The 5,027-nt window shown below is 50.4% G+C and carries 6 protein-coding genes; 1 reads left to right on the plus strand and 5 read right to left on the minus strand.

From position 1 onward, the window contains the following. Positions 1-124: 124 nt before the first annotated feature. From IM515_RS22090 to IM515_RS22110, 5 genes are all read right to left on the minus strand, one after another. Complete coding sequence (locus IM515_RS22090; RefSeq protein WP_287628624.1) at positions 125-1,234, minus strand: transporter substrate-binding domain-containing protein; 1,110 nt, start codon at positions 1,232-1,234, stop codon at positions 125-127. Between the two features lie 14 nt (positions 1,235-1,248). Beyond that, positions 1,249-2,358, minus strand: coding sequence for a calcium/proton exchanger (gene cax / locus IM515_RS22095; protein ID WP_287628626.1), 1,110 nt, complete (start codon positions 2,356-2,358; stop codon positions 1,249-1,251). Beyond that, complete coding sequence (locus tag IM515_RS22100; RefSeq protein ID WP_287628628.1) at positions 2,348-3,397, minus strand: cell envelope biogenesis protein OmpA; 1,050 nt, start codon at positions 3,395-3,397, stop codon at positions 2,348-2,350. Before IM515_RS22100 ends, cax begins: the two co-directional genes overlap by 11 nt. Before the next feature lie 42 nt (positions 3,398-3,439). Further along, complete coding sequence (locus IM515_RS22105; RefSeq protein ID WP_002756751.1) at positions 3,440-3,754, minus strand: DUF5132 domain-containing protein; 315 nt, start codon at positions 3,752-3,754, stop codon at positions 3,440-3,442. Positions 3,755-3,965: 211 nt separating this feature from the next. Further along, the gene (locus IM515_RS22110; RefSeq protein ID WP_287628629.1) at positions 3,966-4,688 is read right to left on the minus strand and encodes an HMA2 domain-containing protein; all 723 of its coding nucleotides are present in this window, start codon (positions 4,686-4,688) and stop codon (positions 3,966-3,968) included. Between the two features lie 82 nt (positions 4,689-4,770). Between IM515_RS22110 and IM515_RS22115 the strand changes: the two genes are divergently transcribed. Beyond that, positions 4,771-5,027: helix-turn-helix domain-containing protein (locus IM515_RS22115; RefSeq protein WP_287633628.1), on the plus strand; the 257-nt coding region annotated here is incomplete at its 3' end.

The following is a 5,027-nucleotide window of genomic DNA, read 5'->3' on the forward strand; positions in this document are numbered from 1 at the left end:
AACTCGACCGACCCAACTGCAACAAAAAGCGTTAGATTTATTGGGAGTTTCTCTGATTTGTACCCAGTAACGGGGTGCTGGTAATTCTCTTAATCCCTTCTACAGCACAGCTTATGGCTTTTTGTCAACGGGGAAGTCCAGGTATATCAATGTTGAGTTTATTGAGGAGGGGGCTATTTTGAGGTAAGACAAAGCCATAGGTCAAGAAAGATGAATAAATAGGCAGAGTTGTCAAAGCTACCCCCGGATTTTGATCGAGATAATATTTTAAGACTCGATAGGAATCAAGAACCGCATCTACCTGACCGCTATACATTAAATTAATAGCTTGGTATAGGCTGTTGGCCAAGACAGGAGTAATTTTATATTCAGCCGTGAGATTGATCAAATAAGAACTTCCTGCCAATAGGGCAACTTTTTTATTTTGTAAATCCTGAAGATTGCTGAACTTGTTGGCAGGTTGCTGGGTCAATGCTAGGGTAAAGGTTGTCACCAAACCTGCCGTAATTGAAGAGGTAATCGCTAGGGAAATCCACATCCACAAATGAGTAATAAACCTGCCAGTTGCAGTCACTGGAACTTTATCACCATAGCCGACTGTTGTTGTGGTAACTGACACAAACCAGAAGGCTTCTCGCACCCCCTTAAAATAATTTTTGGGAAACTGTTCGGGATTGCGCTTATGTTCAACAAACCAGATGATATTGGCTACTGAAAACAACAGCAGTACGAGTCCTAGCACCGTTAGGAGCGCCGCTCGTTGCAAGAAGGGATGAATCAACTGCCAGAGGTTGGGGGCATGGCTGGGAACGAGTAGGGCCAGATAGGAGCTATAGTAAGGCTGAGTAAAAGCAACTTTTTTCAGGCGTTCTGGTGTAATTGAGATCGGTCCGACGAGCAAATCGAGGGTGCCATTAGCAACTTGATTAATACCTGTATCAACTTCCTTAACTATATAATACTCGTATTCTAAATTTTCTGACGTGGCCATTCTCTGCCAAATCTCAATACTAATCCCATCAAACTTAGTTGTGCTTTTCGGTTGCTGGGCGGAAGATTTTGGAGAAGGCGAAGGTTTATTTAGGGAGGAAATATCATTGACAGTTAACACTTGACTTTCTATGACATAAGGCGGTGAAACATAGACACCGACTCTTAACTTAGGTGAGGCTTGAACGGGAAGAGCAATCAAGAGTAATCCCCCTATCACCGAACCAATTAAAGAATTAATCATAACAGGGATGAAATCTAAGGATGCAAATAAAAAGCTGTACCTAAAACGGCATATAAAATTAACAATAAAACTCCTTCTAGCCAATTAGACTGGCCATCAGAACTGATAGAACTGGTGATCAGAACTGCCGCCGTAGCCGCAAACATACCAAAAACGTTGAATTCTAGGGAGAGAGGAGTCGGGAAGAATAGGCTCACTAGAACTAAAAGTGGAGCCACAAATAAAACCACCTGCAAAGTCGAGCCAATAGATACCGCCACCGTCAAATCCATCTTATTTTTGAGGGCGGTTGTCACGCAAGTAATGTATTCCACGACTCCGCCAAATAGGGGTAGTAAAATAATACCTGTAAATAGCTCAGTCCAGCCTAATACTTTTACCGTCTCTTCTAGACTCCCCACCAGAATTTCTGAAATGACCACTAGAGCAACGGTACAGATGAGCAGAATTGTGACGGGTTTTCCAAATTTGGCCAAGCCGCGGTCTCGCGTAGCGAGCGCGTTGCGACCGCTGACTGGCTGAGGCTGATTTTCTCTTGCTTCTAGCGTATTTAATCTTTCCACATCTTGCTGAGACTTAAGGGAGAAAATGAGGCTCAATCCATAAAAAATTAGCAACAAAATGGCAGCCGCATAGGAAAAGTTTTGGATGGCAGCTTTCGGCAAACCGTCGGAAGTAAAGTGAATGGCACTGGGAGTCAGCAAAACTAACACAGAAAGCAGCAAGGAAGAGGCATTGAGGCGAGCAATTTCCGGTGCAAAATTTTGTTGTTGGAAGCGCAAGCCTCCTAACAACATTGCCAACCCCAATCCTAAGAGTAAATTGGCAATAATCGCCCCTAAAATACTCGCCTTGACCACCTCGACTAATCCTGCCCTAAGCGCCACTACTGAGACGACCATTTCCGTTAAATTGCCAAAGGTGGCATTGAGCAGACCGCCTAGGGTCGGGCCAATAATGGCGGCAATGACTTCTGTTGCTTCAGCAATGAAGGCCGCTAGGGGAATGATCGCCAAAGCGGAGAGAACAAAGACGAGGACGGGTGATAACTTCAGCCACTCAGCAGCAAGAGTGATCGGTACGAAGATCAGCAGCAAGAGCAAAAATTTGTTTTTAGCTGACATGGGGAGGGTTCTCTTGACCGTCTTGGGGTAGCTGAGGAGGCGAACTCGGTTGAGGCGGAGATGTCCAGTCGATTTTCTTGCCAGCGAGCGATCCTAAGCTCCGACCGATCTCTGCCCCCGCTGCACCGGCGACTAACTTGCCGATCGCCCCTCCGACCAAAGCACTTCCTGTTTCCCCGACAAAACTACTCCCTGTCTTGATCGTCCAATCTCTCACGTCTGTCTGTGCGGGCGAGGCTTCCTGAGACGGCTTTCCTTGCCGCTCGACTTGTTGATTTAAGGCAACTGCTGCATCTGTCCCTAACTGTCCCCCCAAAACCTCTCCAGCCAGAGCGCCTACCATGCCGCCCGCAGGCCCAGCGATTACCGTACCCAGAATTGCGCCCCCCGCAGTCCCCAGGGTTTCACCGAGCTTCTCGCCGCTTTTCTTGCTGAGGTGTTCTGCGATCTCGATCGGATTTGCTCCCGCCTGAGCCTTGTCCGGCTCGGGGCGGAAAATTTCGTGGGTGACATCATAGCCTAACTTTGCTCCGGTGGTGCTGCCTGCAAAAGCACCCACTTGAGCGCCTAAAACCGCCCCGCCCGGTCCGAGTGCCGAACCAATCGCCCCGCCGATCATTCCACCGGCCACTTGTCCCGCCGACATCCCTAGAAAAGCACCACCCACGGCTGCCGGATGCACTGCTTGGCTGATCTGGCCAGCGATTTGCCCGGTAGCTGAGACGACGGACTCTGCGGTTGCCGTTGCCGTTTGCAGGGCGGTCTGTCCGACTTGATTGGCTTGTTCAGCCAAGGGTTTGACCGCCGACCCTGCCGTTTCCACGAAAGCTTGGCCTGCATCTTGGGCGGCTTTGAGGAGGGGGTTAGCGGCTTCGAGAACGGAGTCGCTTGCTGTCTGCCATTGCTGGGCGGCTGCTTCCCCTGCGGTTTTTGCCGTCTTCGCTATCTGGTTCGCCACTTCGCTGGCAGCGGCCAAGAGACTGGCGGGATTGTGAGTAAATTGTTCCCCTGCTGAGGCTGATGAATCTGGATTGGCCATTACCTCTGTCTTCCTGAGATTACCCCGGAGCTACCCGGTTGATTATTCGGCAATTTCCACTTCTGTGGGTGCCTCGGGCTTGGCTGAACTCTTGGCAGTCCTAATTTCTGCCTCGGCTTCTGCTACCAGATCATTCCAGGACTCACTGGCTTCAGCCACAGTCTCTTGCACCTTCTCAAACGTTTCTAGTCCCCATTTAATGCCACTTTTGGTGAGGTCGCGGCCGGAGTCTGCTAGAGACTTTCCTACCTCTGGATTACCCAAAGCACCAATGAGAGGGGCGAGAGCCAGAGCTGCTGCCCCAACGCCCAGTGCCGCCACTGGCTCGATGCCTAACAACAAAGCTTCTAAATCCATAATCACTAATTTACTATCTCTATACCGCTCGATCGGCTATTTTCACTAACAGTTTAACCTGCATTATTGACTAATTGTCCAAAACTCGTTCAAGTTGACTACGCCCCTGCCTGGGGGGTGATTTTTTCCAGGTCTGCCCGCTGCCAGGACCACCATTCCTCTCCGACTTGTCCGCCGATAGCACCGCCGATGACTCCGCCAAAAAGAGAGCCTAGCGGGCCCTTGCAGAGAGCCACCCACCACAAAGCCGGCCATGCCTGTTGAAGGTTTCGCCAATCAATTCAGTGGCACCCCGCTCTAGAGTGGCTTGCAGGGACTCGGCGGGGTTCTTTGCTGGCACTGGCCAGCGTTGCGCTGCCGCTCCTGTGCCGGACAGATAGCGCACGGTTTCGCCCCCTAGCTGGCTGCCAACTGTTCGCCCGACGGCACTGCCTACCCCCGCACCCGGAATTAACCCCAGAGGACCCAACAGCACCCCGCCAGCGACCGCCCCCACGCCGAATCCCATTACCCGGCCGACGGAGGAGCCGATGAGCTTGCCGCCAACTTCCTGGATTTTTCCAGTAACCGCTGCTTCCGAGAAGATTCCTTCCCCGGGCGAAGTCGTGTCATCAGTTATCGGCCTCACAGCAGTCAGCCAGTGGACGGGAGTGAGTTGTTGGAGGAGATGACAGAACTTTTCTTGAAAGGCTTTTTCGGTTATGCCCTGGGGATCGTAGCAGACGACGATCGAGTTGATCGCCGGAGTCAAGCGAACTTCCCTGACGGCGGCCAAGGACAAAATCGAGGTGGACAGGCGTTCGTGCAAGGAGGGATAACATCTCAGCCAAGCCAAGCGCACCCGCAGGCGGCCCAGGGTGGAATGGACGATTTGGAGAGCGTTATCTCGAACGGGCGAGTTGCACTGGCCCCCCACTTGTTCAACGTTAATCATCGAAAATTTTCGGTCTGAAACCCCGTCGTTCTAGGTTGGCTTTACTGTTAAATATTAGCGCATTTACACGATATATGCTAGAATGCGAGACAGGGAAAAAGCTTATTCGTTTCGATTTTACCCAACACCCGAACAAGAGTCGCTATTGCGGCGCACATTGGGCTGTGTAAGATTAGTTTACAATAAAGCTCTCCATGCCAGAACACAAGCTTGGTACGAAAGACAAGAAAGAGTAGGATATGCTGAAACGTCTTCAATGCTAACCGATTGGAAAAAACAAGAAGAATTAGAGTTTTTAAACGAAGTTAGCTGTGTACCTTTACAACAAGGGTTAAGACA

Origin of the sequence: Microcystis sp. M44BS1 (assembly GCF_020244875.1) — a bacterium.
Lineage (GTDB): Bacteria > Cyanobacteriota > Cyanobacteriia > Cyanobacteriales > Microcystaceae > Microcystis > Microcystis panniformis.

What these genes read in the sequence shown, in the direction of transcription:
- IM515_RS22090 (WP_287628624.1), bottom strand. Translation starts at nt 1,234, where the DNA reads ATGATTAATTCTTTAATTGGTTCGGTGATAGGGGGATTACTCTTGATT.
- cax (WP_287628626.1), bottom strand. Translation starts at nt 2,358, where the DNA reads ATGTCAGCTAAAAACAAATTTTTGCTCTTGCTGCTGATCTTCGTACCG.
- IM515_RS22100 (WP_287628628.1), bottom strand. Translation starts at nt 3,397, where the DNA reads ATGGCCAATCCAGATTCATCAGCCTCAGCAGGGGAACAATTTACTCAC.
- IM515_RS22105 (WP_002756751.1), bottom strand. Translation starts at nt 3,754, where the DNA reads ATGGATTTAGAAGCTTTGTTGTTAGGCATCGAGCCAGTGGCGGCACTG.
- IM515_RS22110 (WP_287628629.1), bottom strand. Translation starts at nt 4,688, where the DNA reads ATGATTAACGTTGAACAAGTGGGGGGCCAGTGCAACTCGCCCGTTCGA.